This window comes from Snodgrassella sp. B3088, from assembly GCF_026535815.1.
Classification (GTDB): Bacteria; Pseudomonadota; Gammaproteobacteria; order Burkholderiales; family Neisseriaceae; genus Snodgrassella; species Snodgrassella alvi_E.
Genome location: NZ_JAFNPG010000002.1, coordinates 396,258 through 421,365, shown reverse-complemented (window position 1 = coordinate 421,365; position 25,108 = coordinate 396,258). Strand labels below are relative to the sequence as shown.

The following is a 25,108-nucleotide window of genomic DNA, read 5'->3' as shown; positions in this document are numbered from 1 at the left end:
GCATTCCCGGTTTGTAGCAATAAAGGTTATAGGGCTATGGCTTATTGTGTATGACGGTGGCAGAGCTACGGTATGCAGAAAGCTGAGTTGATTTAGTAGGACACAAATGACAGTGGGAATTCCCGATTTGTGGCGCTCACATGACAGCGCAGAGGCGAGGTGTGAGTGGGTTGCACCACTTAAGGTGGTGAGTGGTGCAGTAAGTGGTGCAGTAAGTTGTAAATCGTAAAACGTGCGGGGTGGTGGTGCACGAGTAGTGCAGATAAAAAGCTTATAAATCATTTATTTAATAGCTTTGCACCATTTGAAGTGGTGCATGGTGCATTATGTGGTGCAGTTTTTCCGGCAAATCGTGATTTTGCACCAGCAATTGCACCACCTGCCCCCTCTCCCCCTATAGGGGGAGGGGTTGAGTGGTGCATGGTGCAAACGATGCCCAGCGGTGAAGATGAGATAGGCGCGTTTATCCCCTTGGCTGTTATTTCTTAAGGCGCTTAGCCTCTGGTTGATACAGATTAAAGCCGGATAGGAGGCACACTGAATGGTTAGTAAAATCGAAATAGACACAGCGGAAAACGTCATAAAAACGTACGAACGCGCAATGCGAGATATCGTAAAACAAGGGCATTGCTTAAGCGTTGAATGGCGCTACAAAAACGATAGCGAGAACGCTAAAAAGCCAAAAGTTTATGCTATGCGTTTTCAGCCTGAGGTGTTTGACATGGTTAAAGACGTACTGCGTAGCATGTCTGAAAAAGAGCGCAAAGCGTTTGCTATCCTGCGTACACAATACGGGTACACAAGCCCGTATTTTAAGCGCCCGCCACGGTCTGCACTGCAGCGAAATCAGCGCATGCGAAACAACAGCACATCATGGTGCAGAGAGGTTGAAATGGCGTTGTGTGTGTTTTGGGAATATATGCAGAAACAGGACAAATTTAGGCATTTCTTTGGCTAAGGTCTTGCTCTTCAACACATAAACAGTTACGATGTAATTTACAGTATAGGTATGCTTCCCTTGTAAAAGCACCGGTCATTGCCTTTTCTTTAGTTGGCGGTTAAGTCGCGTCTAAAGAAAAGGCATTAATGTTTTTTGAAACAGGTTGGCTGTTGGGATGCCTAACCCCTTAAGGCAAAGTACGTTAGGGTGCTTAGCAACTTGACCTTACAATACACAAGACTTAATCAACTAAGTTGTGCAATACAGTATTAAATGAACGTTAGCCCATGCATGCGCATGGGCTTTTTTAATGGAGTTCGCTATGACGGATAGAGGCAACTCCGCCATTGGCGGATTGACTGAAAAGCAAAAGAGATTCGTACTGGAGTATCAGAAAGATTTAAACGCTACACAGGCCGCCATTAGGGCAGGGTATAGCGAGCGAACGGCTAGTGCGGTAGGTTACGAAAACCTCAGAAAACCTCAAATTGAAAAAGCGCTAGCCGAGGCGATGCAGCAACGATGCGAGCGTACAAAAATTGATGCTGATTATGTATTAAAGCGCCTAGTTGAAATTGACCAAATGGATATCGCAGATATCCTCGCGGAGGACGGCTCTTTATTGCCGGTTACCGCATGGCCGAAGGTATGGAGAACTACGCTAAGCGGTATGGAGGTGCAGACTTTAGGCAGCAAGGAAGATCTGAGCATTCTTAAAAAGGTCAAATGGCCTGATAAAGTTAAAAACCTTGAGCTGTTAGGTAAGCACTTAACGGTACAGGCGTTTAACGAAAAATCGTCTGTCTCAGGAGAGATAGCGATTGAGACACGGCCGATTAGCGCTATTTTTGAGCAAGCTGATGATTAGCAAGCATTTTGCACCTTTTGCTAGGCCGGCACGTTACAAGGTGGCTTACGGGGGGCGGGGCTCCAGTAAGTCGTGGACGTTTGCCGAAATGGCTATTGAAGTAGCAAGGCGGACTAAAACCACCATTCCTTGTGTTCGTGAGCTGCAGCTTTCTATTGCAGATTCAGTTCATAAACTGCTCTCTAACACCATATCCCGATTGGGTTATGATGATGAGTTTGACGTTCTGAAATCCACCATTATTCACCGCGGCACAGGTACGAATTTTATTTTCTTCGGGATTAAGAATGACCCCGGCAAGATTAAATCACTAGAAGGGGCTGGTGTCTGTTGGGTTGAGGAGGCTGAAAGCATCACTAAGGAGATGTGGGATACATTAATACCGACCATTAGGACGCCCGGAAGTGAAATATGGGTTTCCTATAACCCTAAAAATATGCTGGATGATACACATCAGCGCTTTGTTATTCATCCGCCATCAAATGCAATAGTTATTAAGGCCAACTATTACGACAACCCCTATTTCCCTGCAGTTCTTGAGGGTGAAATGCTGGCGTGTAAGGAGCGGGATTATGAACTGTATCGGCACATATGGTTAGGTGAGCCGGTAGCGGATAGCGAGATGGCGATTATCAAGCCTGCATGGATTGAGGCAGCCACTGACGCCCATACCCGTCTTGGCATCCCCGTTACTGGGCAACGCATATTAGGCTTTGATGTTGCTGACGAGGGGGAAGACGCTAACGCGACAATCGGACGTCACGGTTCCATTGTGTTTAGTATGGACGAATGGCGCGGGCAAGACGTTATTTATTCTGCGGATAAGGTCTATCAGGATGCGTTGGAAGCCAATATTGACAAGGTTGTATTTGACAGTATTGGGGTAGGTGCTGGCGTCAAAGCACAATTCAGTCGTAAGAAAGGGCGTATTCAGACGGTAGGGTTTAATGCTGGTGGCAAGGTTTACAAGCCGGATACGCTTTATTTACCTGCAAAAAAGAACAAAGACATGTTTGCCAACATCAAAGCGCAAGCGTGGTGGGCTGTTAGAGATAGGTTTTATAAAACATGGCGAGCAGTCGAAAAAGGCGATAAATACCCCGTTGACGAGCTTATTAGCCTAGATGGGGGGATTAAGGATATCGAATACCTCAAAGCCGAGCTAAGCCGCCCTCAGGTCGATTACGACGGCAACGGACGGGTAAAGGTGGAAAGCAAAAAGGATATGAAAAAACGTGGCATTCCCTCGCCTAACAGAGCAGACGCCCTGATTATGGCCTTTGCTCCGGTATCAAGCGGGTTGAATATCAATCCTAACATCTTGAATGGATTATGATGAAATTCTGGAAGCGTAACAAAATCAAAGCGCGCGAGCTGGAGGCTTTGGAAGAGGCAAACCGGCTCAAAAAGGCTGAAATTGATGCCGCATGCCGGCGCAATCAATTAAGTGACCGGATGATGACGCTGATCTATGAAATGCAGGCTAAAAGCGGCGTTCATCCTACCGGCTATCAGCTGGCAGATATCCCTGCAGGTGTTGTGCCGGCTGGAAGGCGGCCTGCTATAGCACAGGACAGCAACTTAATATCGAGTGTCTATGACCCGAACATGCCGCATTTCTATCCAAGCTTTATCGGCTACCCAGCTTTGGCCAATATGTCACAATCGACCGATTATCGCTGTGTTTATGAGGCTACTGCGCAGGAGATGACCAGAACATGGGGTGAGGTTAAGGTGGCTAACGATGGCGATGATAAGACGTACGACGATAAGCTGAGGCGCATTGAGGCGCGCATGAAAGAGCTAAATATTAGAGACTTGATGCGCCGGCATATTGAGAACGAAATGATTTTCGGGCGTTCCCAGCTGTTTATCAAAATTAAGGGGCATGAAAGCAAGAAGGACATTCCCTTGCTAATGAACAGTGTAGCGCTTGGCAAAGGCTGCCTGAAAGAGCTGGTATTGGTTGAGCCTATATGGACAACACCAAGTTTATATAACGCTAATGACGCTACTGCTCCGGATTTTTTCAAGCCGTCTAAATGGTTTGTTATGGGGGAAGAGGTGCACAATGACCGGCTATTAACTTTGGTTATGCGGCCGGTGCCGGATATGCTCAAGCCAGCGTATAACTTTGGCGGCATTTCCATGCTGCAGCTGATGCAGCCGTACGTAGAACGATGGCAGCGAACCGTCGACAGCGTATCCGATTTGATTCACTCATTTTCGTTAACCGGCATTAAAACGGATATGAGCAATACGCTAGCGGGGGGTGAAGATGGCGTAACCCAACTTCTATTGCGGTCAAAGCTGTTTGCGCAATTGCGGGGGAACCAAAATCTAATGCTTTTGGACAAGGACGCAGAAGAGTTCTTTCAGTTCAACACCCCTTTATCTACTTTGGATAATTTGCTGCAAAAGGCACAAGAGCAGATGGCCGCACCGAGCCGCACACCGCTGGTTAAGTTACTGGGCATCACCCCAAGCGGCCTTAATGCCAGTAGTGATGGTGAGATTCAGGTATACCATGAATACATTTCAGGTATGCAGGAGTCCTATTTATTGCCACAGCTAACCACTGTTTTAAAGCTGATACAACTTGATTTATTCGGCGAAATCGATCCGCAGATAGTATTCACGTTTAATCCGTTGGAACAGTTGAATGACGAGCAGATGGCCAATACCGATAAAGTTAAGGCCGAAAGAGACAGCGCCTTTATTAATGCTGGTGTGCTTTCACAGGAAGAGGTGCGCGCTCGCCTGGCAAAAGATGAGGATGGTGACTACTCAGGCATTGATGCGGAAGATGTGCCGGAGCCGCCGGAATGGGGTTTAAGTAATGGCGATAATCAGAAAGAAGCCGGATACGCTACAAGCAATCTGGCCTAATACCGGCATCAGAAAAAGCTATAAAAAAGCCATTATTAGCTTACTGAACGAAATGGAAAGGGATATCCGCCAAACACTGGTAACCGAATTTCGTCGGCAGGCCGAGCACGAAAAAGCGGATATGGCTATGGATGGCGTAGCTGATTGGGTAGCACATGTTGGAGATTATCTTTCTACCACTTGGTCGAAAAGGTTAAACAGTTTAGTGCCAGAAATCGTGGAAGCATTCGTCAGTAAAACCGTTACAAATTATGAAAGCCAATTAAAAGCACAAATGCGTAAAGCGGGCTTTACGGTACGCTTTCAGGTTACTCAGTTTCAGCGTGATGCGTTGCAGGCCGCCGTAGAAAACAATGTGGGGCTGATTAAGTCTATTGGGTCGCAATATCTGGAGAGCGTACAAAGTCAGGTTTGGCAATGTATTACTAATGGATATGACCTTTCCACATTATCAAAAGAGCTGAAAAAACACTATGAAATTTCTGTGCGCAGAGCAGATTTAATTGCCAGAGATCAAGGGGCGAAAGCCCATGCGGCTATTGAGAAAGCCAAACGGCAAGAATTGGGCATTACAAAAGCCATATGGCTGCATTCGCACGCGAGCGGAAAACCCAGACCATCTCACCTAAAGGCAAACGGCAAGGTGTTTGACGTGAATAAAGGCATGTATCTGGATGGGGAATGGGTGCAGCCCGGTGAGCTGATTAACTGCAGGTGTGTTAGCCGAAGCATAATCGATGGAGTAACAGATGGCGGATAAAGCAATAGCAATGGACAAGTCCATGCGCTTATTTGATGGGAACGGGCATTTAATCGTCGAGCGAACGATTATTACCAAAGCAGCGGTCAACCCATATTTAGGGCATGAAATTCCAAATTATGAACGTTTAGGGCTGGAACCGGAGCGGATATACCATCTTTTACGGGACAGGGAGGAGCTTAAAAAAGCCCTCCCTTCTTTTAATGGAATTCAGTTACTGCTGAAGCATACTCCCGTAAGCGCGGAAGAACCGCATAACGAAATCACGGTTGGAACAGTTATCGCGCCTGAAATGGACGGTGACGTGGTGTATGCCAGCTTACGCATTTTTGACAAGGACGCGATTGCACTGATTGAAAGTGAAAAGCTTAACGAGTTGTCGTCCGGGTACGCATATACGGCCGACATGACGGCGGGCGAGTTTAAAGGACAAAAATATGATGGCGTTATGAGACAGATTCACGGCAATCATGTTGCGATGGTTGAGCACGGGCGGATAGGGAAAGATGCCATTATTGCAGACAGTTTACCAACACAAATGGAGTTTTTGATGAAGCTAAAGAACGGAGCACTAAGCCAAATCGCTGATGCGGTTAAAACCTCTCTTGGCATGGATAGTGATATTCCTGCTGAAGCACTGGGGAAAATCACAAAAGCAGTACTAGACAATGCTTTACCGGATGACCCAAAAGGCAAGGATGAGGCGCCGGAAAAAGACGGTAAGGCCGAAGACGAGGAAGAGGTACAGGAATCCACACAAAAAGCGCAGGACGAAGAGGAGGAATCGAAAGACCCGCCTAAAGCCAAAGACGAGGAGTCAGAATCTAAAGAAAAAGACAAGCCGGCTATGGATGCGGACACCATCCGTGCGGAAGTAGCAGCCCAGCTGAATGCGTTGTGGCAGGCACGTAAAGAAGTCGAACCGTTAGTCGGCATGGTTGCCATGGATAGCGCAGAGGCGGTTTATGCATACGCATTGCAGCAGAAAGGAGTCAGTACAAAAGGTGTACACCCGAGCGCTTATAAGTCAATGGTACAAATGCTGCTTGATAACAACGGCAAATCTGCTCTGGCAATGGATGGTTGTTCTTACAGCGAAAGCGACAGTTATACCGATCGTTTCAAATAAAAGGATAGAAAAATGGGTTTCCAAAAAAATTTAAATAATGACTTGCCGGTTGGTGTTGAAGGCGATTTCGCCTCAACCAATCCTTACCACACTTTGTTAGTGGGGGAAGGCGAGGCAAAGGCTGGTGAAAGTGGAGTCCTTATTGGGCGCTTTGCTTGGTTTGACCCCGATACAGGGACGGTCAGCAACGCTAAAACCAGTGCTAAAGCGCTTATTGGCTTTGCGCGCCGTGACAACACCGCATTAATTGTTCAGTTTACTGAAGAATCATCTTTAAAGATTCCTAAAGGCTTTGCTGTAACACTCTACGACGGTGGAGATTTTTGGGCACGTTTTGCAGGCGGGGCTCAAATAGGACAAAAAGTTTACGCCAACACTATGGATGGCAGCGTTAATGCAGCAGATTCATTGCCGGCAGCTGTCGACGGGGCAAGCTTTGTAGATACCGGTTTCGTAGTGGCATCAAATGCCGATGCGGGTGCATTAGCTAAAATTACCAAATATTGAGGACGGATATATGGCACAAAGTAGTTCTTTGAATTTTTTCGCGCTTGAAAACAAGGCGGGGGTGGTTTTTGCAACTGGACAAAAACCGGTCGAACTGAACGCACAAGCACGTATGCGCATTGCGCAGGATTCAGCTTTACAGACTGCACCTAATGCCGGTATCCCGGCGTTATTTACAACCTATGTCGACCCGCGCGTGATTCAGGTATTGGTTACCCCCATGAAAGCGGCTAAGGTGTTTGACGAGCGCAAAATGGGCACGTGGGCAGACGATACGGTATCTACTCCAATAGCGGAAAATATTGGGGTTACGTCAACCTACGGAGACTTTAACAATAACGCCCTGAGTGATGCCAACGTTAACTATCCGTTTCGTCAAACATACCATTACCAAACCATTATTCGTATTGGTGAACGGGAAATGGCTAAAGCGGGGCAGGCGCGATTGGATTGGGCGACGCAGAAACAAACATCGGCGGCATTGGCATTGAATAAATTTCAAAACAAAAGCTATCTGTTTGGTATAAAAGGCCTACAAAACTACGGCATGCTGAACGACCCTAATTTACTGCCCTCTATGGCGGGCAAGGTGTGGGATAAGCTGGACGCACAAGGCATTTATGATTCTGTCCGAGCACTATTCAGCCTCTTAGTTAAGCAAACAGGGGGCTTGATTGACACTGACGAAACCATGACATTAGCTTTGTCACCGAACATGAATGCCTCCCTTACCGCCACCAACATGTACGGTTTAAACGCAAGTGATTTGATTAAAAAGAACTTTCCAAATATGAAAATCGTCACTATCCCGGAATACCAGAGTAAAGCGGGTGAGGTTGTTCAGATGATTGTTAATGAGTACGAAGGCTTTCCTACCGCCGAACTGGGTTTTACAGAAAAGATGCGGGTGCATCCTTTGATTCAGCAACAATCCGGTTACGAGCAAAAACGCTCTCAGGGCACAGTAGGCGCCATCATTTACCGGCCTATATTTATCGCCTCTATGCTGGCATCTTGATTAACTGATACCTCAACAACCGCCCAATCGGGCGGCTTTTTTATTTCGGAGAGATTTATGGCTGATAAAGTAATAATTGGTTGCAAAATACCCAACGGTTTAATCCTGCAGGTAGGAGAACAATGCGTCAATATTAAAGGGGCAAACAGCTCCCGTTTGGTTTTCGGGTACGGCGTTACCTCTGATGTGTCTTTGGATTTCTGGGAGGCTTGGCTGGCAGAAAATAAGGATCGTGACTTGGTCAAGAACGGCCTGATTTTCGCAAATAAAGATGTGAAGTCAACCAAAGACAACTTAAAGGACGGGCAGAACAATCCGTCAGGCCTTGAGCCTTTAGACCCTGATCAATCGGGCGAAGTCACAAGGGCAGATAAATAGCATGGGGGGGATATGAGCGATGTAGTCAGATTTGATGTACAGAAATTCAGATTACTGTATCCCTCTATTACCGTGTCCGATGTGCAGCTGCACTCTTTTTTTACCGAGGCCTGCATTCTGTGCAATAACACCGAAAAAAGTGTGATTAAAAGTACAGAAGAGCGCGAGTTGCTTTTGTTTTTGCTGGTGGCGCATATCGCCACCTTGCAAATGCGGCTTGAAAGCGGGAACGAGGCAGTAGGACGTATAGCAGGTGCATCTGAAGGCAGCGTATCTGTGTCGCTCGATTATGGACAATCAGCGGCATCAGAAAAATGGTATCTGCAGACCCAGTATGGTGCGCGCTACTGGGCATTGACAAGGCAGTATCGCTCCTTCCTCTACATTGCAGGGCGGATGCCCATGCCTGTCAGGAGGTAGTGTGAAAAAAACAGGTAGCTTATCTAAAGCTTTAAAAACATACGCGGAAGACAGCCAAAAGCTGCGGGTAGGCATATTCGAAACAGCCACCTATGCCGGGGTAGAAGATGAACGACTACACGTTGCACAGGTCGCATTCTGGAACGAATACGGCGTAGAAATTGAAGTGCCAGAACGGCAGATTACTATCTATCGCCTGATTAACCAAAAGGGCGGCGAATTTAAGCGTAACGGCCGTTTTGTCAGAAAAGCGGTATCTAATTTCGCCACCACACACACTTCTCCCGCCCATAAGATCAACATCCCGCCGCGCCCTTTTTTTCGCAGTACAGTCAGCGAAAATAAAGACAAATGGGTTGCCAGTCTGCCTAAGCTTGTTGAAAAGCAAGGCATCAATAAAGGCCTTAGTTTACTGGGCGAGGTGGTTAAGGGTGATTTGGTGGAGTCAATTATGACATGGACGACCCCACCGAATGCGATATCTACTATTAAGCTTAAAGGTAGAGACGCCCCTTTACGGGATACTATGCAGATGTCGCGTTCAATCGGTGTAGAGGTAAGCAGATATGATGAATCTTAGGGCAATGGCTAACGGTGTCATCACCGGCGTTAATCCCGACCAAAAAGCGGTTTTGAGGGTTAATACAGGTAATGCAGTAGATGAGGCAGGGCGAATCATACCCGCTTTTACGGAGGAGCCTATTTCAATCCAACTGCAGAGCATTTCCACGGCAGACCTTGAACACCTCAACCTGATTAACCAGCAAGGGCAGTTTATATACGCTTATGCCTCCGGACAGCTGGCAGTCATCCGGCGTGCACAAGGTAAAGGGGCTGAACGCGTTATTTTTACTGCTTATGGAGAAGAAGAGGCATCGGAATGGATGGTTAAACAGGTTGTTGAATCATATTACACATGGTGCAAGGTACTGCTATGGCGACAGTAACGCATGAACAGATTTTCCGAGAAGTCCGGGCTTATCTGCTCGGGCTTTTTTCATGCCCGCCAGAATCAGTCGTTCAGGGCTATCAGAACGATGCTCCTTTGCCCAAACAGGCGGTCGTGATGTCTATTCTGTTCGAACATGCTTTTGACTTTCCTGCGAGCTATTACGAGCCGGAAAAAGACAAAGCAACCGTTCAACAGTCAGTGGAAGTAACGATGCAAATAGATTTTTACGGCAATCAGGCAGGAGACAGAGCCCGAAAGCTGAGTAACTTATGGAAAAACCAGTACACAACCGCTCGTCTTACGTCCTGCCAGCCGCTGTACTGTAAAGACCCCATGCAGATGACTTTTATTAATGAGCAGTCCCGTTATGAAGAGCGCTGGACAGTCGAGTTGGCACTTCAATACAACCCCGAATTCGAGCATGAATTAATTTATTTGGATATGCCGGTAATTACCTTATCCAAACCAAAGGAATGATTATGTTATCTTCTATCCCTGCAAGTAATATCGTAACCGTTAACCCTGCAGTAATCGGTAGTGGCGGTTCCGCGCTGAGTTTGAACACCGTCGTGCTAAGCGATATCAGCCTGTATCCAGTCAGCCAATATGCTAGCGCTGCTGACGTGGGTAACGCTTTCGGGTACAGCAGCAGTCTGTACAAGTTTGCGCAATGCTATTTTGATGGCTACATAGGCTCAACGATTAAGCCTGCAAGCCTGTTTATCGCACGGTATAACAGAACTGATATCAGAGCCCGCCTTATAGGCGCCAGTGTTAAATCCCTTCAGTTAGATGACCTGCGAGCCATTAACGGAGGCATCACCTTAACCGTTGACGGTGTGATCACTAACGCAAACATTGATTTATCCAACGCAAACAGCTTCAGCGATGCGGCCGTTAAAATTTCCGCATCGCTGAAGACGGAAGTTAATTTTGATACTCAACTACAGGCTTTCGTCATCCAATCCTCTATTAGCGGTCGAGGCGCGTCTATTTCGTTTGCTGCCGGTACAGCGGCGGAGGCACTGAGACTAACGGAGAGTACAGGGGCTATTGCGGATAACGCTACTCTGGCCGACAGCCCTGATTCAGTTATGGAGCGCATTACCGGTTATACGTTAAATTTTGCGGTTATCACCACTGTAGGCGATGGCTTTGACATAGAAGCACAAAAGGCTTTGGCCATGTGGAATAGCAAACAGAACAACCGTTACTGGTATGTCTATTACGCGCAAGAGCCCACCGCCCTCATTGCCAATAACACTAATTGCTTTGGCACTTGGTTGAAAGAAAATGCTATTTCCGGAACAACGGCAATCTACGGCACGTTGGAACAGGCTGGGCTGGCCTGTGGTTATGCTGCCTCTATCAATTTCAGAGAGATGAATGGGCGCGCCACTATGGAATTTAAGCGGCAAAGCGGGATTGCTGCAACGGTTACATCACTGCAAGACGCAAATGCATTAGAAAGTAATGGCTATGCCTATTACGGGGCTTGGGCGACAGCAAATGAACGCTTTATCTTCTTCCGAAATACCATCGTTAGCGGTGATTTTGCATGGGTAGATAACTACCTGAATCAGGTGTACTTCAACTCTCAACTGCAACTGGCATTTATTAACATGCTTATCAGTTATAAGGCCGTACCTTATAACGACCACGGTAGAGCCATTCACCGCGCCGCAGCACAAGACCCTATTAACGAAATGCTGAATTTTGGTGGCATCCAATGTGGAGTCAATTTATCTGAGGCACAGAAATCACAAATTAACTATGAGGCAGGCTTTGATGCAGCACGCCAGATTGAAACCAGCGGATATTGTTTGCTGATTCAGCAGGCCACAGCTCAAGTTCGCGGACAGCGAGGTTCCCTGCCTTTAAAACTCTGGTACACCGACGGAGGCAGCGTTCATACGGTGAATCTGGCATCGATCAACGTTCAATAATCAAATTAGGGAACTTCTCCAAAAACACCCCAAAACCCCGTGCAAACTGTACGGGGTTTTATTTATTGGATAGGAATTAAATTAGGAATCAAATATGGAATATTTAAATGTTAATTTTCTTGGCTCTGAAATTGTGGTTATTGATTGTGATGGAGAGCCTTATGTAGCGATGCGTACTGTGGTTGATGGTATGGGATTAGCGTGGCAACCACAGCACAGAAAGTTAACATCTGATCAAAGGTGGGGTGTCATCAAAATGATGATGCCCACTAATGGCGACGCCCAAGAAGTCTGCTGCATTCCTTTACGAAAATTGTTTGGCTGGCTGATGTCTATTAGCGCTAATAAAGTTGCGGCAGATAAAAAGCAAACCATCATCCGCTATCAACAGGAATGCGACGATGTATTGTGGCAGTACTGGACCACCGGCATTGTCAATCGTGAAAAAATTTTGCAGGAAATGGAGCTGTTAAAAAAGCAGCAGGCTGAATCTGAGGCGCGGGGCAGCGCAGCGGGTAAGGCGCTAAACCAGCGCAAATTAGAAAAGCGCCAACTGGAAATGCAATTGGCCACAATCAATCAGCTCGACCTTTTTCAAAAAACAGCTTAACTGAAAGGGATTAAATTATGCCGATGGGACATAACCCACTAACCATCACCTCAGCCAACTCGGTGTTAATGCTGCGCTGTACCGGTGTATACGACAATTTTCTAAATATTAAAGGCTTTCAGGCAGATAACGCCTGGGGGTTTGGGGAAGCTAATATAGCTGAGACTCGCATGGGCGTGGATGGGCAGCAGTCACAGGGCTATACGCCACATGAAGTGGAATGGACACTGCATCTGGAAGCAAACAGCCCGTCAATTGAGCATATGGAAAATATCCGCAAGGATTTCAATGCCAATATGGAAACTCGCCCAATTGATATAGTCGTTGAGATTCCATCTATCAAAATACGTTACAGCGCGACTGGAGCCATGACAAAACTCACTGGCGGCGCTGCAGGGCAAAAGCTTCTTGCTGGTAGTCAGTATACCTTCAGATTAGTGTTGAACGGCGCAGAGGAGATTAACTGATGGCACGTAAAACCAAAGACATAACCATTGAGTCAGGTCGTGACGCGGGTAAATCATTTCGAATAACAGAAATGCCTATTCTTCAAGCCGATAAATGGGCGCAGCGCGCCATATTTGCTATTGCCAGAGCAGGTGTAGATACCAGCTCAATTAATATGAATGGCGGCATGCTGGAAATGGCCAGACTGGCATTAGATGTTGTGGGTAAGATTGACCCCGAAGTAGGTGGGGATTTGCTCGACGAACTACTGAGTTGTGTACAGATTATTCCTACGGGTGGTGTCCCACGCAGCCTTGTCATGGATAGCGATATCGAAGATATCAAAACACTGTTCGTGCTACGCAAAGAGGTGCTGGCCCTACATATTGATTTTTTAAAGAGCGGCAATTCCCCAGATATGAGCTAATGGCGGGGTTGCCCTTTCAGGATGGTGTGCTGGCTCAGACAGTCAACGTATCTTATTTGGCCAGTCAGGTAATGACTACCGGACTGGCCTCTTACGTAGAGCTGGACAGCGTACTAGGGCTTGAGGATGTACTGAATATCCTTGAGGTTTTTCAGGTTTCTGAACATAACAAAATGTTGGTAAATAAGTATGGCAACGAATATAGTTGAGCAGATGCTGATTGAGCTGGGTATAGACACTTCCAAATACCTAGCAGAAGCAGAAAAAACGACCAAAAAAAATCAGGAGCTTGAGAAATCCCTTGCTAACACTGAAAAGGCGTCGAAACAGGCCGGTAAATCTAACGAGGATCTGGCCAAAAAATACCATAACTCCATTACGCCAATTGCTAAAATGGGTCAGGAGATTGCCAAGGTAACAAAAGAACTTACCGGATTTTTTGCAATTATCATCGGCTCAACCGGCCTGTTTAAGCTGGCTAATGATGCAGCACGTGCCAATATGGAAGTATCTAAGCTCTCCGGACAATTGGGCATGAATACCCGTGGCATAACCGATTGGCAAAACGCTGCCGGTGCTTTCGGCGGCAGTGCCGAAGGTATGACAGCATCGCTCAGTAACATTAAACAGTCCATGAACGGGCTTGTTATGTTTGGTGACGCCAGCATGCTGCCTTACTTTAACGCACTGGGCGTTAATGTAGTAGATAATGCCGGTAAGATTCGTCAGTTAGATGATGTCATGCTGGACTTGGCGGACGCGTTCCAGAAAATGCCACGAGACCAAGCCTATACAATAGGCAAAAAAATGGGGTTTGATGATGGCACCATTAATGCTTTGGTTTCAGGCCGGAAAGAGCTACAGGAAATCTTAAACGTTCAGAAGCAGATGTATCATTCTGACCAAAAAGCCATCGCGCAAAGTAAGGAGCTTACCAAACAGCAAGCCATTTTAAGCGCCCACTGGCAAAGCATGAAGCAGCTTATTGGCGACGCGCTAACCCCAATTCTGATTGCACTAATTAGGGTCGTAAACGGCTTTTTTGAGCTTTTACAAAAGCATCAGAAAGTAATAAAAGGTGTCTTTCAAGTTGCCGCTATCATTATCGGCATGCTGCTGATTCCTACGCTGTTAAGCGCTACACGTGTCCTGCTTGGATTTATAGCCCCGTTCACACCGCTATTAAGGGTTATCGGGGCTTTAGGTGCGGCCATTAGCCCTGTAATCGCACTGGTTACCGCCTTGGCCGCTGCCTTTGTGCTGTTGTACGACGATTACAAGACTTGGGCGAATGGCGGCAAATCTCTTTTTGACTGGACGTCTTTTGCAGCAGGCATCAAGGACAGCAAGATGTCTGTAGATACGTTACGCGAGGCGTTTGGCAATCTAGTCAGTGCTGTTAAAAACAATACTATACCGACCCTAAAAGGCTACGCTGAGATACTAGGCAAATTGGTTAGGGGTGATTTTAGCGGAGCGGCCAAGCAGGCTAAGCAGATGATTGACACCTACTCGGATATCGCTACGGGAATTGTGGCGGATGCTATGGGCGAGAAAAAACAGGACGTAGCAGGATTTATCGGGGAAAGTGTTTATAAATTGACGCACGGAGGTAAGGACTACTATGAGTATAACGGGACTGCTAAACCTGTAGAACAAAATGCCGTAACAGCTGGCAATTCTAGGCAGGTATTTAAAAATAAGAACTTTACTAAAGAAAAGGCAGAATCAATCGCCCGTGTCGCCAAAAACATAGGCGTAGACCCTAACGACCTAGCCGCTGTTATTTCGTTTGAAACGGGTGGAACATTCAATCCCAATATTCGCAATCCAAAATCTTCTGCTACAGGCCTAATTCAATTTATGGCCGGCTCCGGAGGTAAAAAAGGACTTTACTATGGTATGACGCGAGACCAATTCGGAGGCCTATCTTTTGATGAGCAAATGAAGTACGTCGAACGATATTTCAGGGAGCGTGGCTTTGATGGAAAGAAGAAGCGTGATGTTGCTGATACGTATACTGCAGTTGCAGGCTACGGTTACAGGAAAGGATCTAAGGCCTATGAGTTAAATAGCGTGTGGGATTCAGACGGTGACCACTATATTTCGAAAGGTGAAGCCGTTAAAAATCGATTTTTTAAAGCTCACCAACGCCAATATTTTGCCAATATCGTGAATAACGCCCAAAAAGCTCAGGATATGTCAAAAACGGCGTTTCAATTTCGGAATGAGGGCAGGGGTATAAAAAACGATAACCGTAAACATGTTAGTGTTAATATACAGAAAATAGAAATTAAAACATCTTCCAGTAGTGTAAGTGGCAACACCGTTGCAGCTGTTAAAGAAGCAAACAACTATATGTTTAATCAACTCGGGACTTCAATGACATGAAAAAGGTATTTTTAATTGCTCTGCTGATACCTTCACTGGCCATGGCGGCTAATTTTAAACAAGTTGTATCAGGTAAGAAGCTTACTCTTGTGAGTGCGACTTGTGCTGGTGTGTCTTTTTCGAAGGATGGCTCAATTGCGAATATGTATGGTGAGCAGGGAATAGAGTGCTCGCCCGCTTTGTCACTTCGTGCGAAGTGGCTCAATGAAAATACAGCTATGCTGGTAGAGAAAGTTCGGCAAAATAAAAACGCTCCTCCCCGCGTTTTTGTAATGCAGTTTCAATCACGGAACGGAAATAAAATCACTGTTAAGGATATATGGGCAGGCTGGGGAAATTATCCAGACGAGATTCTAAAATACACAATCGAGTAAAATATGATTTTGTAACATATTCAAGGATGCTCCAGTACTTTAACTTTATTTCTGTTTATTTTGTGTGGGAAAATAAATCAACCACTCCTAGGAGTGGTTTTTTGTTGACAATTAGCTTCTTACTAGGCATGATTGAAAAAGAGGTGTCGTAGCCTTGTTTGTAAGTCGCATCACGGCGGTTATCGTGTTTTTTTGTGCCTGTAAAATTTTCATGCCATTTTATATTATTGGTATGTATTTTTATTTTCATGGCCGAGAGGGTGGAGAATACAATACCCGAACGGGAAATAATCCCAGCCAACTTACAAGGCCTACGAACCTCTTGGCCGCCTATTAAGGCATTTCGTAAAATTGTAAGGAATCTATCATGAACTCTTTTCTAGTCCCTGTTTTTTCAGGTAGCTTTAATACTAAAACCGAACTTTTTTGTAACGCACGTGATTTGCATATAGCCTTGCAAGTTGGCAGGAAGTTTGCAACATGGATCACTGAGCGCATTAAAGAGTATGGATTTGTTGAAAATCAGGACTTTGTAGCTATTTCCCAAAATCGGGAAATAGGTTTTGGTAGAGGCAAAAAAGATTATCACCTTTCGCTAAACATGGCTAAAGAGTTGGCAATGGTCGAAAGGACAGAGGTGGGACGCGAAGTCCGTCGCTATTTTATTCAATGTGAACGCGAGCGTTATGATAGCAAGCACCAATTAGTTCTCAACAACCTCATAACGCAAGAACAGGCACAGCAAATTCAGTCAGCCGTAGAACAACGTAGTCAACGTACGGGTGAATCGTACCAAAAGATATACGCTGGGTTACATGCGTATTTGGAAATCGATAGTTATAAATCAATGCCCGTAGAGCATTTAACTGCCGCATTAAAATACTTGCAAAGCATACCCGATGCGCCTGAACTGTTTAAACCTGCTACTAATAATCAAACTTTGCTCAATCAAGATGGTAGATGGCTCGTCATCGTTAAAAATGCTACCGTCGAATACGTCAGAAACATTGATGGGTGCAACTGCGTGGATGCAGATGCATTTAGAAAACTTTTACGTCAGACTAAACAGCAAGCCGAGTATCTAATTGAGCTAGCTAAACGTATGAGAGTAGTACACGGCGAGTGCGCCACTTCAAGATTAGATGTTCCTATTGAAGAACTGCATCCTAAAGTTATCATTTGATTTTGTAACAGATTCAAGCCAGCTAACTAGCTGGCTTTTTTATAACGGTATTGCTAGGTGCTGTTAAAGTAAATATAATATATTTACAAATAGCAAACGGAGTGAGCGTGATTGATGGATTTGAATGGAATAATGACAAAGCCGCGTTGAATCTAAAAAAGCACGGTGTTTCTTTTGAGGAAGCCCTTACCGTATTTTGGGATGAGCACGGTTTAATCATTTCCGACCCTGAGCACTCCGAGAATGAAGACCGCTTTGTACTATTAGGGATGAGCGAAAACCTACGCGTTCTTGTGGTAATACATTGTGAGCGCGGTGAAAGTATACGGCTGATTTCGGCGAGAGTTGCTACCAAACGCGAGCGCAAACAGTATGAGGAATCTTTATGAAGAAAGAGTATGATTTTAGTAACGCCAAGCCTAATCCTTATGCTAGTCAACTAAAAAAAACAATTACTATTCGAATAGATGAAGAAAGTATCAGCTATTTTAAAGAGCTGGCTGAGGAAACAGGATTACCCTACCAATCGTTGATTAACTTATTTTTAAAGGATTGCGCCGCCAATAAGCGTAAGCCTGATATTAAGTGGAATAAATAGATATTACACTTTTACATAAGCTGCCCTTGGGCAGCTTTTTTATTGGAGGTTGTATACAGGGACAGGCTGGGAGACTCATCCTAAACAAATTCAAGAATGCACAAATAAAGATATTTGATTTTGTAACGCATTCAAAATGGCTACTGTCTAGTTAATTTTATTGACAAATATAATTAGTCTTGGCAAGATGTACTAATGTATAAAATTAAAAAAAACATAGTTAAACAACCACTTTGTTTTCTAGATCGTGGTTCTAGTCTCTTCTTTCTCAATGAAAGGAGCAACAAATGATGGGTAAGAAAAAATTAAAAATTTTAAATAAAACATTATCTTATGTTCTAAGCGATATTTCAAAAACATCAGAAAAGATTAACAACGCTCATGCTGTGTTTGATAAACAACTTGATGCAAATCTTAAGCGTCAAGAACAAGTGAGGGATATTTTAAAAAATGGGGCGGGATACTACAAACAATAGTAATGCACTTTACGATTTTATTTATATTGATAAAAACAGGCTTTATTCTCTCGTATCACAATTGAATGAAAAAGGTTTTCTTACTAAGCAAATTACCAGCCATAACGGTAGTGATACCTCATCTACCCAAAAAAATACTCAATCTGATAAAGGAGTTAAGGTAAAAGCAGTTGTGGCCGAAGTAAATTTGGGGGCGGATAACTCGTCTATACAAACAGAATCAAGTACCAGTGGAATTAATATACAAGATTTCTTTAACACAGAACATATTGCTCCTACATTTTTAATTAATAAACTTATTAAATCTGATTTAGTAACAAAAAAACTTAATAGCAGCTACGGAGATTTAATGTATTTATCTGGAAGTATCTCAATTAAAGATACTACTATAATGCAGAAAATATACGAGCCGCTGTCTGATCTTATTTTTAAAGGGTTTCAACAGGCCACAGACGGATCAACCGGCCTAGATATCAAAAGCGTTTTAGCAATGTTGAATAATATACCCCATATGATAAATTTTTCCATATGTACAAAAATGGGTAATGCTTGGTCAACTTTAAATAAAGATTATTTTCTTGTTGATTATCAAGATTTTATGTTAAAACATGGTATAAATTTGGCTAGAGAATGGCGGTGTCTTGCTATTTTGGATTCAAAGCCTTTAGACTTTAATGAAATACCGAGCACAGCAACAAAAGATTCGTTAGAAGCTATTTATGATGCTACGATGCCAATTCTTCAGCAAGCATTTGGCATGTCTCCTGAAACTTATGGCATCAGCCCAATCGCTATTTTCAGAGAACTAAACCGCTCAGATAAAAAGTAAACTTTTCTATCTCATTATTATACAAAGCCAGCTTATAGCTGGCTTTTTTATTGGAGGTTGTATGCTGCCGATTGAGGGTATGCCAAATGTACCAAATTTCAAAGGATTGAATGCTGCTGGCTCTAATGCCCTAATCAGCTTAGGGAGCGCTGCACTAATAAATGCCGTATTCGGCAATTACTGGGGGATATTCAATGAATACGGTATTCCGATACTGCTGGCGGATAACGTCATTTCTCTTAAATATAATAATTCGTCTAGGATCGCGCAGGCGCCAATTGAAAAAGGTTCTTTTGCCAGCTACAACAAAATAGCTAACCCCTATAAAGCTACTGTTCAGTTATCAAAAGGCACGGGCGGCACACTCATGCGGGGGGCTTTTCTTGGCCAGATTGAAACACTAGCCAACAGTACACTGTTATTCCATATCCTTACACCGGAATATGTTTATACCAACGCCTGTATTGTTGGCTACGACACTGCACGAGAGGCGTCGGACGGTGCGCAACTGATTAAGGTTAACCTTCATCTAGAAGAGGTCAGAGAAGTAACGGTTAAATACGATACCGAAGAGGTAAAAAACCCTGACGATGCTAAAACACAGGATGGCGGTGAAAAGCAGCCAGAGAGCGCGAACGAATCAATTCTTTATAAGGCTGGTGATATATCTGAGGATTTATTCAAATGGCTATTGTAACTATTCCTTTAAACGCTGCGCCTAACCAAACCGTTTCCTTTGTGATGGACAACAAACGCTGGTTAGTTACCCTGAACTCACGCCTCGGGAATTTATATGCCAGCATAGAAAATGACAGAGACGGAGTCATAATTAACAATCGTATTTGCTTAAATAAAACACCCCTTAGCAAAAATCTTGTGTTTATAGATACCGACGGTAGTCAAGACCCATTTTACACCGGCCTGAACAGCCGGTTTTTTTTGGTATATACAAATGAAACGTAAAGTAATTAAAGTCACCGTGACCCTGACAGGAAAGGATGACAAAGGCCAACAGATTGTATTTGCGGATGCATATAACCAGATAAGCGCAACAGGATTTCGGATAGCCTGCAATATCATGTTCGGGTATGGTGCGGTAATGCCAACAGCACAGATTCGCGTCTATGGGCTTGAGCTGGACAAAATGATCAAGCTTTTACGCGTTCGCTGGAACACACTGGGCGCCCTAATGAATCGCGTAAAAATAGAAGTTGGGAATGAGGGGGAGAAATTACTGCAAGAATTCGAGGGCAACATTACTTTCGCGTATCCGGATTTTTCTAATTCTCCGGATGTGTGCCTTGTAATTGAGTCTCAGGCCGCAGCTTTGGAAAATCAGAAGCCCGCCAACCCCTACGAACACAAAGGGGAAATAGATATAGCAGATATCTATCAGGCGATTTGCGAAGAAATGGGCTATCAGCTGGAAAACAACGGCGTATCAATAAAAACGAAAGACATCACCCTAAATGGCTCTAACCTGCACAAACTGCAAACACTTGAGCAAACCTTTCCAATTGATATGTACATAGAAAATAACCTGATAGCCATCACCCCTAAAGGCGGCAGTCGTAACATTAAAATCCCTGTCATCACACCGGCTACTGGGCTTATAGGCTACCCAACACCGGATATTCGCGGAGTGACCTTCAAATGCCTTTATGACCCATTACTGCGCTTTGGTGGTGTCTGCAAAATACAAGGTAGCGTCGTTGAAGTTTGTAACGGGGAGTGGCGGATTTATGGCATGTACAAATGCCTGGAAGCCAACCAGCCGGACGGCAACTGGTTCTGTGAGATAGCTGCAACATGGAGGGATAGCAAAGATGCCGCAATCGTTCGATAACAATAGCCCACTCAGTCATCTCAACATCAACCACTCTTTAGGCGGGGCGGCTGAATTTAACGCCCTCATTACTAACCTAATGTCCAAGATGCAGACAATTACGTTAGTAAAAGTGGTTGCTGTATCAGGAGGCGGAATAGCCCCCGTGGGAACAGTTGATGTTATGCCAATGGTGCAGATGCTCGATGGTGCAGATAATGTTTATTCTGCAGGGCGGATTTTCAGTGTGCCTTATTTCCGCCTGCAGGGCGGAGCAAATGCAATTATTTGTGACCCTGTGGTTGGAGATATTGGCCTGTGTGCTTTTGCCTCAAGAGACATTTCCATAGTCAAGCGTAATAAAGCAGAGTCCGCCCCGGGGAGCCGCAGGCAGTACGACTGGAATGACGGTTTATATATTGGAGGGTTCCTGAATGGCGTGCCTCAGCAATATATAGGTTTTTCAAATGGCGGTATCGTCATCCATTCACCAACAAGTATCACTTTAGAGGCACCTGCCATTAATCTGCAGGCTTCATCCGTAACCACCAAAACCGGCAGTTTTGCAGTTAATGCTAGTAAAACTGCACAATTTACCGGCGGGGCAGGAATCAGCTCTGATGGTGATGTTCAGGCGGGATCAGTTAGCTTGAAAAACCACACTCACAACGGTGTAGTAACAGGTGGTGGTAACACAGGAAAACCCAATTCATGAAAACATTATTTTTAATGCCCGGTATCTGGGATTTGGCTATAGACGCACGTGGCAACATCGCCATAGCAGAAAGCACCTACCAGCAGGCACAGGATATCGCCAGCGCTTGCCGCACCATACAAAAAGATTTGTATTTCAACCAGAGTGAAGGCATACCTTATTTAACTCAGATTTTGGGTAACGGGCGCTACCCGCTGGCGTTATATCGAAAGTATTTACAGGATGCTGCCCTGAGTGTGCCGGGAGTGGTGAGCGCGCTGCCAGAATTGCAGTTAGATAATGACCGCATCCTACGCGGGCAAATTAAATTTACCAATAGCGATAATCAAACGGGGGTAGTTGGGCTATGAGCATTCCTCAACTGCAGATAACAGACGATGGCATTGTGGCGCCCAATACCGATGAAGTAATTAGCGGCTTGTGGGAGATGTTTAAAGGTGCCTTTGGTAAAGATTTAAATACCGCCATGAATACACCACAGGGGCAGCTTGTTACCTCACTGGCAGCCATTATCACAGATGAACGTAACCAAATGATCGCGCTGCTAAACCAGTTTGACCCGCGTTATGCTCAGGGTATCTGGCAAGACGGGATTGGCTATGTGTATTTCATGACCCGCAAAAAAGCCACCCATTCCAGTGTTGATTTGGTGCTGACGGGCTTAGCTGGAACCGGCATAGCCGCGGGAACAATATTCAATGATGACAATAATCAGGAATGGAAAATAACGCACGATGCCGTAATAGGTGGGGAGGGTACAGTAACCGCGCATGCTTTGTGTGTACTGGCCGGTAATATTAGCGCCGCTCCAAACACCATAACGTCCATACCGAAGGCTATTGCCGGTTTAGATCGCATCACCAATCCCTATGCTGCCGTTGCTGGTGTTGATGAAGAAGCACGGCGAGATTTTGAAACACGGCGACGGGCATCCGTAGCGATTAACAGTAAAAATACCAACGCTGCAACTTATGGCGCGGTGGCGAATTTACCGGACGTAAAGGATGTCTACGTTATAGACAATCCATCAGATGAAACCATAACTGTCGGTGCAACTAATTACCCAGTTATTCGTAACAGTATTCTTGTTTCCATAGTTGGAGGAGATGATGAAGTGATAGCGCGCACCATACTGAACAAGGCCGGTACTGGTTGCTCTTTCAATGGTAATACCGAATGCACTATCAGTGACACGGAAAACTTTCCAACAAGGCCGCCATCCTACGTCATTAAGTTTCTCAGGCCGGATTTTGTGCCTGTGTTTTTCCAAATAAATGTAGAGGATAAAGATGCTTTAACTTTTCAGGATAGTGAGGCAATAAAAACAGCTATTATCAAAGCTTTCTCCACTGGCGCAGCAAAGGCCACCATAGGGCAACCCGTTATTGCCTCTCGGTTCATTTGTCCCGTTGCATCTGCAGTATCGAACGTGAGTATTGTTTCGTTACGCATAAGCTATGATGGCAAAAAATGGGTGGACAAACTCGATATAGGGGTTGATGAATTCCCGACAACAACCGTTTACCAGATAAAAATCCTATGAAAAATATTCAAGATACCTTGATGTCACAATATGCAAATAGTCCCATAATTTGCAACCTGATAGACAGCATGAATGAATGCATAGATCCTTCTGAATCCATAAATGATTTTTACAAATTTGCTTTTAACATTAAAACGGCAAAAGGTTTTGGTTTAGACATATGGGGGCGCATCGTCGGTGTTAACCGCGGTATCAATATTCCTCCGGGAGACATTGACGTTTTTGGCTTTAAAACTAAGCCTCAGTCATTCAAACCCTTTAACAGTCACCCGTTCAGTGCTGCCGGAGCCGGATTCAATGCATATAGGCTGTCTGATGAGCGGTTTAGGCTGTTGATTATGCTCAAAGCTGCATCAAACATACTGTCAGTAACGGCGCCGAATATAAACACATATCTGCGCATGGTATTCCCAAATAAAAGGGCGTATTTCCTGATCACCGGCCACATGAAAGGCCGGTATTTTTTTGAGTTTATTCCTAACAGCTTTGAGCGGCACATTATTTATAACCTTGGCTTATTACCACGCCCCAGTGGCGTATTGATTGATTACCGCGAATCCCCTCCAAAGGGGATTTTTGGTTTTTCCGGGACAGGTTTTCAGCCTTTTAATCAAGGATGTTTTGCATCATGAGTAAAAACCCAACGCTAATTCCCCAGGCATTTGCAAATAACGGTAGTAAAAACACCATACAGAACACTAGGCAGCCCGGACAGGATATGGAAGATGCCACATGGAGTGATGGTTTCCCAAATGTCACCATGCAGCCCGTTGAGTCCGGCGGCCTACCTCCTAAGGGTATGGACTTCAATGGCATATTTAATACCTTATCCGAATCGATTGTTTATTTGCAAAAAGGTGGGCTGTTTTATTTTGACAAGGCCTATGCCAATGCGTTTGACGGTTATCAGACTGGCGCCATACTAATGTCCGATGACAATACACGGCTGTTTGTTTCAACCATAGATAAGAACAGCAACGACCCCAATCAGAAAATGACAGGATGGGAAATACTGGCCGGAGTAGGAATAAATGCTGCTACCGCGTCAAAGTTACTGAATGGGCGCAAAATTGGCGGTGTACTTTTTGATGGCTCTCAGGATATTGATTTGCCCGGCGTAAATAAAGCCGGAACGCAGGATACATCGGGCAATGCGGCGACGGCCACTTGGGCAGCACAGATAGCAGCACACACCATCGGCGGGGTGATGTTTAACGGCAAAGGCGATATCGATTTGCCGGGCGTGAATAAAGCAGGCAATCAGGACACCTCTGGCAACGCAGCCACCGCAACAAAACTTAAAACAGCACGATTGATAGATGGTGTGCCTTTTGATGGTAGCAAAGACATCAATCTTACTCCCGCAGGCGCTATTCAGTATTTTGCTCAAGCTTCAGCCCCTGCCGGCTGGTTAAAAGCTAACGGCGCAGCAGTATCCCGCAAAGATTATGCGAATTTGTTTGCCGCAATAGGTACGACGTACGGAGCCGGTGACGGTAATACAACATTTAATTTGCCGGATTTTAGGGGTGAATTTTTGCGCGGCTGGGATGATGGACGCGGAGCTGACAAAGGCCGTTCACTTGGCTCATGGCAGGATAGTGAAAATAAATCGCACCAGCATAGCGGTACTACCTCACCTAGCGGCAGCCACCAGCATACAGGTACTACGGATTGGAATGGGCAACATTCCCACCCTGTAGGCAAAACTGGTGGCGGTAACGGTTCACAGGCAGCCAAATCTTTTGCCGATTCAGGCGGGGAAATCGCTGCCGCTGGCAATCACGCGCACACATTTACTACCGGATGGAGTGGGGAGCATTCACACCCTTTCTGGACAGCGTGGGTTGGCGGTGCCGAATCAAGACCGCGTAACGTTGCAA

35 protein-coding genes are annotated in these 25,108 nt (G+C 45.1%); all 35 read left to right on the top strand.

Annotated features, from left to right (window positions below; translation table 11 throughout):
• Positions 1-106 precede the first annotated feature (106 nt).
• Positions 107-229, top strand: a complete 123-nt coding sequence (locus tag J3U75_RS02410; protein ID WP_267390325.1) for a hypothetical protein — start codon at positions 107-109, stop codon at positions 227-229.
• A gap of 80 nt (positions 230-309) precedes the next feature.
• Positions 310-489: a hypothetical protein gene (locus J3U75_RS02405; RefSeq protein ID WP_267390324.1), complete on the top strand. Its 180-nt coding sequence runs from the start codon at positions 310-312 to the stop codon at positions 487-489.
• A 52-nt stretch (positions 490-541) separates the two neighbouring features.
• Positions 542-958, top strand: a complete 417-nt coding sequence (locus J3U75_RS02400) for a hypothetical protein (protein ID WP_267390323.1) — start codon at positions 542-544, stop codon at positions 956-958.
• 304 nt (positions 959-1,262) lie between these two features.
• Complete coding sequence (locus J3U75_RS02395) at positions 1,263-1,808, top strand: terminase small subunit (protein WP_267390322.1); 546 nt, start codon at positions 1,263-1,265, stop codon at positions 1,806-1,808.
• The gene (locus J3U75_RS02390; RefSeq protein ID WP_267390321.1) at positions 1,801-3,144 is read left to right on the top strand and encodes a PBSX family phage terminase large subunit; all 1,344 of its coding nucleotides are present in this window, start codon (positions 1,801-1,803) and stop codon (positions 3,142-3,144) included. The genes J3U75_RS02395 and J3U75_RS02390 overlap by 8 nt, the downstream gene beginning before the upstream one ends.
• Positions 3,141-4,697, top strand: coding sequence for a DUF1073 domain-containing protein (locus J3U75_RS02385; protein WP_267390320.1), 1,557 nt, complete (start codon positions 3,141-3,143; stop codon positions 4,695-4,697). The genes J3U75_RS02390 and J3U75_RS02385 overlap by 4 nt, the downstream gene beginning before the upstream one ends.
• Complete coding sequence (locus J3U75_RS02380; protein ID WP_267390319.1) at positions 4,648-5,457, top strand: phage minor head protein; 810 nt, start codon at positions 4,648-4,650, stop codon at positions 5,455-5,457. The genes J3U75_RS02385 and J3U75_RS02380 overlap by 50 nt, the downstream gene beginning before the upstream one ends.
• On the top strand, positions 5,447-6,586 hold the full coding sequence (locus J3U75_RS02375) for a DUF2213 domain-containing protein (RefSeq protein ID WP_267390318.1): 1,140 nt from the start codon (positions 5,447-5,449) through the stop codon (positions 6,584-6,586). Before J3U75_RS02380 ends, J3U75_RS02375 begins: the two co-directional genes overlap by 11 nt.
• Positions 6,587-6,598: 12 nt before the next feature.
• Positions 6,599-7,093, top strand: coding sequence for a structural cement protein Gp24 (locus tag J3U75_RS02370; RefSeq protein WP_267390317.1), 495 nt, complete (start codon positions 6,599-6,601; stop codon positions 7,091-7,093).
• Between the two features lie 10 nt (positions 7,094-7,103).
• The gene (locus J3U75_RS02365; RefSeq protein WP_267390316.1) at positions 7,104-8,111 is read left to right on the top strand and encodes a DUF2184 domain-containing protein; all 1,008 of its coding nucleotides are present in this window, start codon (positions 7,104-7,106) and stop codon (positions 8,109-8,111) included.
• 57 nt (positions 8,112-8,168) lie between these two features.
• Entirely contained in the window at positions 8,169-8,489 is a 321-nt protein-coding gene (locus tag J3U75_RS02360; protein WP_100140667.1) for a hypothetical protein, read from the top strand.
• Between the two features lie 12 nt (positions 8,490-8,501).
• Positions 8,502-8,909 carry a DUF4054 domain-containing protein gene (locus J3U75_RS02355; RefSeq protein WP_100140668.1) on the top strand — a complete coding sequence of 136 codons (408 nt, stop codon included), beginning with the start codon at positions 8,502-8,504 and terminating at the stop codon, positions 8,907-8,909.
• Position 8,910: 1 nt separating this feature from the next.
• Positions 8,911-9,489, top strand: a complete 579-nt coding sequence (locus J3U75_RS02350) for a hypothetical protein (RefSeq protein WP_267390315.1) — start codon at positions 8,911-8,913, stop codon at positions 9,487-9,489.
• Positions 9,476-9,856 carry a hypothetical protein gene (locus J3U75_RS02345; RefSeq protein WP_267390314.1) on the top strand — a complete coding sequence of 127 codons (381 nt, stop codon included), beginning with the start codon at positions 9,476-9,478 and terminating at the stop codon, positions 9,854-9,856. The genes J3U75_RS02350 and J3U75_RS02345 overlap by 14 nt, the downstream gene beginning before the upstream one ends.
• Positions 9,844-10,338 (top strand): LIC_12616 family protein, encoded by a 495-nt coding sequence (locus tag J3U75_RS02340; protein ID WP_267390313.1) that lies wholly within the window; start codon positions 9,844-9,846, stop codon positions 10,336-10,338. Before J3U75_RS02345 ends, J3U75_RS02340 begins: the two co-directional genes overlap by 13 nt.
• A gap of 2 nt (positions 10,339-10,340) precedes the next feature.
• A complete protein-coding gene (locus tag J3U75_RS02335) occupies positions 10,341-11,807 on the top strand; it encodes a DUF3383 domain-containing protein (RefSeq protein ID WP_267390312.1) in 1,467 nt (488 codons plus the stop codon).
• A gap of 94 nt (positions 11,808-11,901) precedes the next feature.
• The gene (locus J3U75_RS02330) at positions 11,902-12,417 is read left to right on the top strand and encodes a phage antirepressor N-terminal domain-containing protein (protein ID WP_267390311.1); all 516 of its coding nucleotides are present in this window, start codon (positions 11,902-11,904) and stop codon (positions 12,415-12,417) included.
• Positions 12,418-12,434: 17 nt separating this feature from the next.
• On the top strand, positions 12,435-12,884 hold the full coding sequence (locus J3U75_RS02325; protein WP_267390310.1) for a phage tail fiber protein: 450 nt from the start codon (positions 12,435-12,437) through the stop codon (positions 12,882-12,884).
• Positions 12,884-13,291 carry a hypothetical protein gene (locus tag J3U75_RS02320; RefSeq protein ID WP_267390309.1) on the top strand — a complete coding sequence of 136 codons (408 nt, stop codon included), beginning with the start codon at positions 12,884-12,886 and terminating at the stop codon, positions 13,289-13,291. The genes J3U75_RS02325 and J3U75_RS02320 overlap by 1 nt, the downstream gene beginning before the upstream one ends.
• Positions 13,291-13,500, top strand: a complete 210-nt coding sequence (locus J3U75_RS02315) for a hypothetical protein (RefSeq protein WP_267390308.1) — start codon at positions 13,291-13,293, stop codon at positions 13,498-13,500. Before J3U75_RS02320 ends, J3U75_RS02315 begins: the two co-directional genes overlap by 1 nt.
• Positions 13,481-15,682, top strand: coding sequence for a hypothetical protein (locus J3U75_RS02310; protein WP_267390307.1), 2,202 nt, complete (start codon positions 13,481-13,483; stop codon positions 15,680-15,682). Before J3U75_RS02315 ends, J3U75_RS02310 begins: the two co-directional genes overlap by 20 nt.
• A complete protein-coding gene (locus J3U75_RS02305; protein WP_267390306.1) occupies positions 15,679-16,056 on the top strand; it encodes a hypothetical protein in 378 nt (125 codons plus the stop codon). Before J3U75_RS02310 ends, J3U75_RS02305 begins: the two co-directional genes overlap by 4 nt.
• Positions 16,057-16,423: 367 nt before the next feature.
• On the top strand, positions 16,424-17,239 hold the full coding sequence (locus J3U75_RS02300; RefSeq protein WP_267390305.1) for an antA/AntB antirepressor family protein: 816 nt from the start codon (positions 16,424-16,426) through the stop codon (positions 17,237-17,239).
• A gap of 101 nt (positions 17,240-17,340) precedes the next feature.
• Positions 17,341-17,628: a BrnT family toxin gene (locus tag J3U75_RS02295; protein WP_267390304.1), complete on the top strand. Its 288-nt coding sequence runs from the start codon at positions 17,341-17,343 to the stop codon at positions 17,626-17,628.
• Positions 17,625-17,837, top strand: coding sequence for a CopG family antitoxin (locus tag J3U75_RS02290; protein ID WP_100137642.1), 213 nt, complete (start codon positions 17,625-17,627; stop codon positions 17,835-17,837). Before J3U75_RS02295 ends, J3U75_RS02290 begins: the two co-directional genes overlap by 4 nt.
• 287 nt (positions 17,838-18,124) lie before the next feature.
• The gene (locus J3U75_RS02285; protein ID WP_267390303.1) at positions 18,125-18,313 is read left to right on the top strand and encodes a hypothetical protein; all 189 of its coding nucleotides are present in this window, start codon (positions 18,125-18,127) and stop codon (positions 18,311-18,313) included.
• Positions 18,288-19,142, top strand: a complete 855-nt coding sequence (locus J3U75_RS02280; RefSeq protein ID WP_267390302.1) for a DUF6414 family protein — start codon at positions 18,288-18,290, stop codon at positions 19,140-19,142. Before J3U75_RS02285 ends, J3U75_RS02280 begins: the two co-directional genes overlap by 26 nt.
• Before the next feature lie 61 nt (positions 19,143-19,203).
• Positions 19,204-19,839, top strand: a complete 636-nt coding sequence (locus J3U75_RS02275; protein WP_267390301.1) for a phage baseplate protein — start codon at positions 19,204-19,206, stop codon at positions 19,837-19,839.
• Positions 19,827-20,105, top strand: coding sequence for a hypothetical protein (locus J3U75_RS02270; RefSeq protein ID WP_267390300.1), 279 nt, complete (start codon positions 19,827-19,829; stop codon positions 20,103-20,105). Before J3U75_RS02275 ends, J3U75_RS02270 begins: the two co-directional genes overlap by 13 nt.
• Before the next feature lie 16 nt (positions 20,106-20,121).
• Positions 20,122-20,988 (top strand): baseplate hub protein, encoded by an 867-nt coding sequence (locus J3U75_RS02265; RefSeq protein ID WP_267390299.1) that lies wholly within the window; start codon positions 20,122-20,124, stop codon positions 20,986-20,988.
• On the top strand, positions 20,969-21,682 hold the full coding sequence (locus J3U75_RS02260; protein ID WP_267390298.1) for a phage baseplate protein: 714 nt from the start codon (positions 20,969-20,971) through the stop codon (positions 21,680-21,682). The genes J3U75_RS02265 and J3U75_RS02260 overlap by 20 nt, the downstream gene beginning before the upstream one ends.
• The gene (locus J3U75_RS02255) at positions 21,679-22,032 is read left to right on the top strand and encodes a hypothetical protein (RefSeq protein ID WP_267390297.1); all 354 of its coding nucleotides are present in this window, start codon (positions 21,679-21,681) and stop codon (positions 22,030-22,032) included. Before J3U75_RS02260 ends, J3U75_RS02255 begins: the two co-directional genes overlap by 4 nt.
• Positions 22,029-23,225, top strand: a complete 1,197-nt coding sequence (locus J3U75_RS02250; protein ID WP_267390296.1) for a baseplate J/gp47 family protein — start codon at positions 22,029-22,031, stop codon at positions 23,223-23,225. The genes J3U75_RS02255 and J3U75_RS02250 overlap by 4 nt, the downstream gene beginning before the upstream one ends.
• On the top strand, positions 23,222-23,857 hold the full coding sequence (locus J3U75_RS02245) for a DUF2612 domain-containing protein (RefSeq protein WP_267390295.1): 636 nt from the start codon (positions 23,222-23,224) through the stop codon (positions 23,855-23,857). Before J3U75_RS02250 ends, J3U75_RS02245 begins: the two co-directional genes overlap by 4 nt.
• The coding region (locus tag J3U75_RS02240; RefSeq protein ID WP_267390294.1) for a phage tail protein at positions 23,854-25,108 on the top strand (1,255 nt) is incomplete at its 3' end. The genes J3U75_RS02245 and J3U75_RS02240, both read left to right, overlap by 4 nt.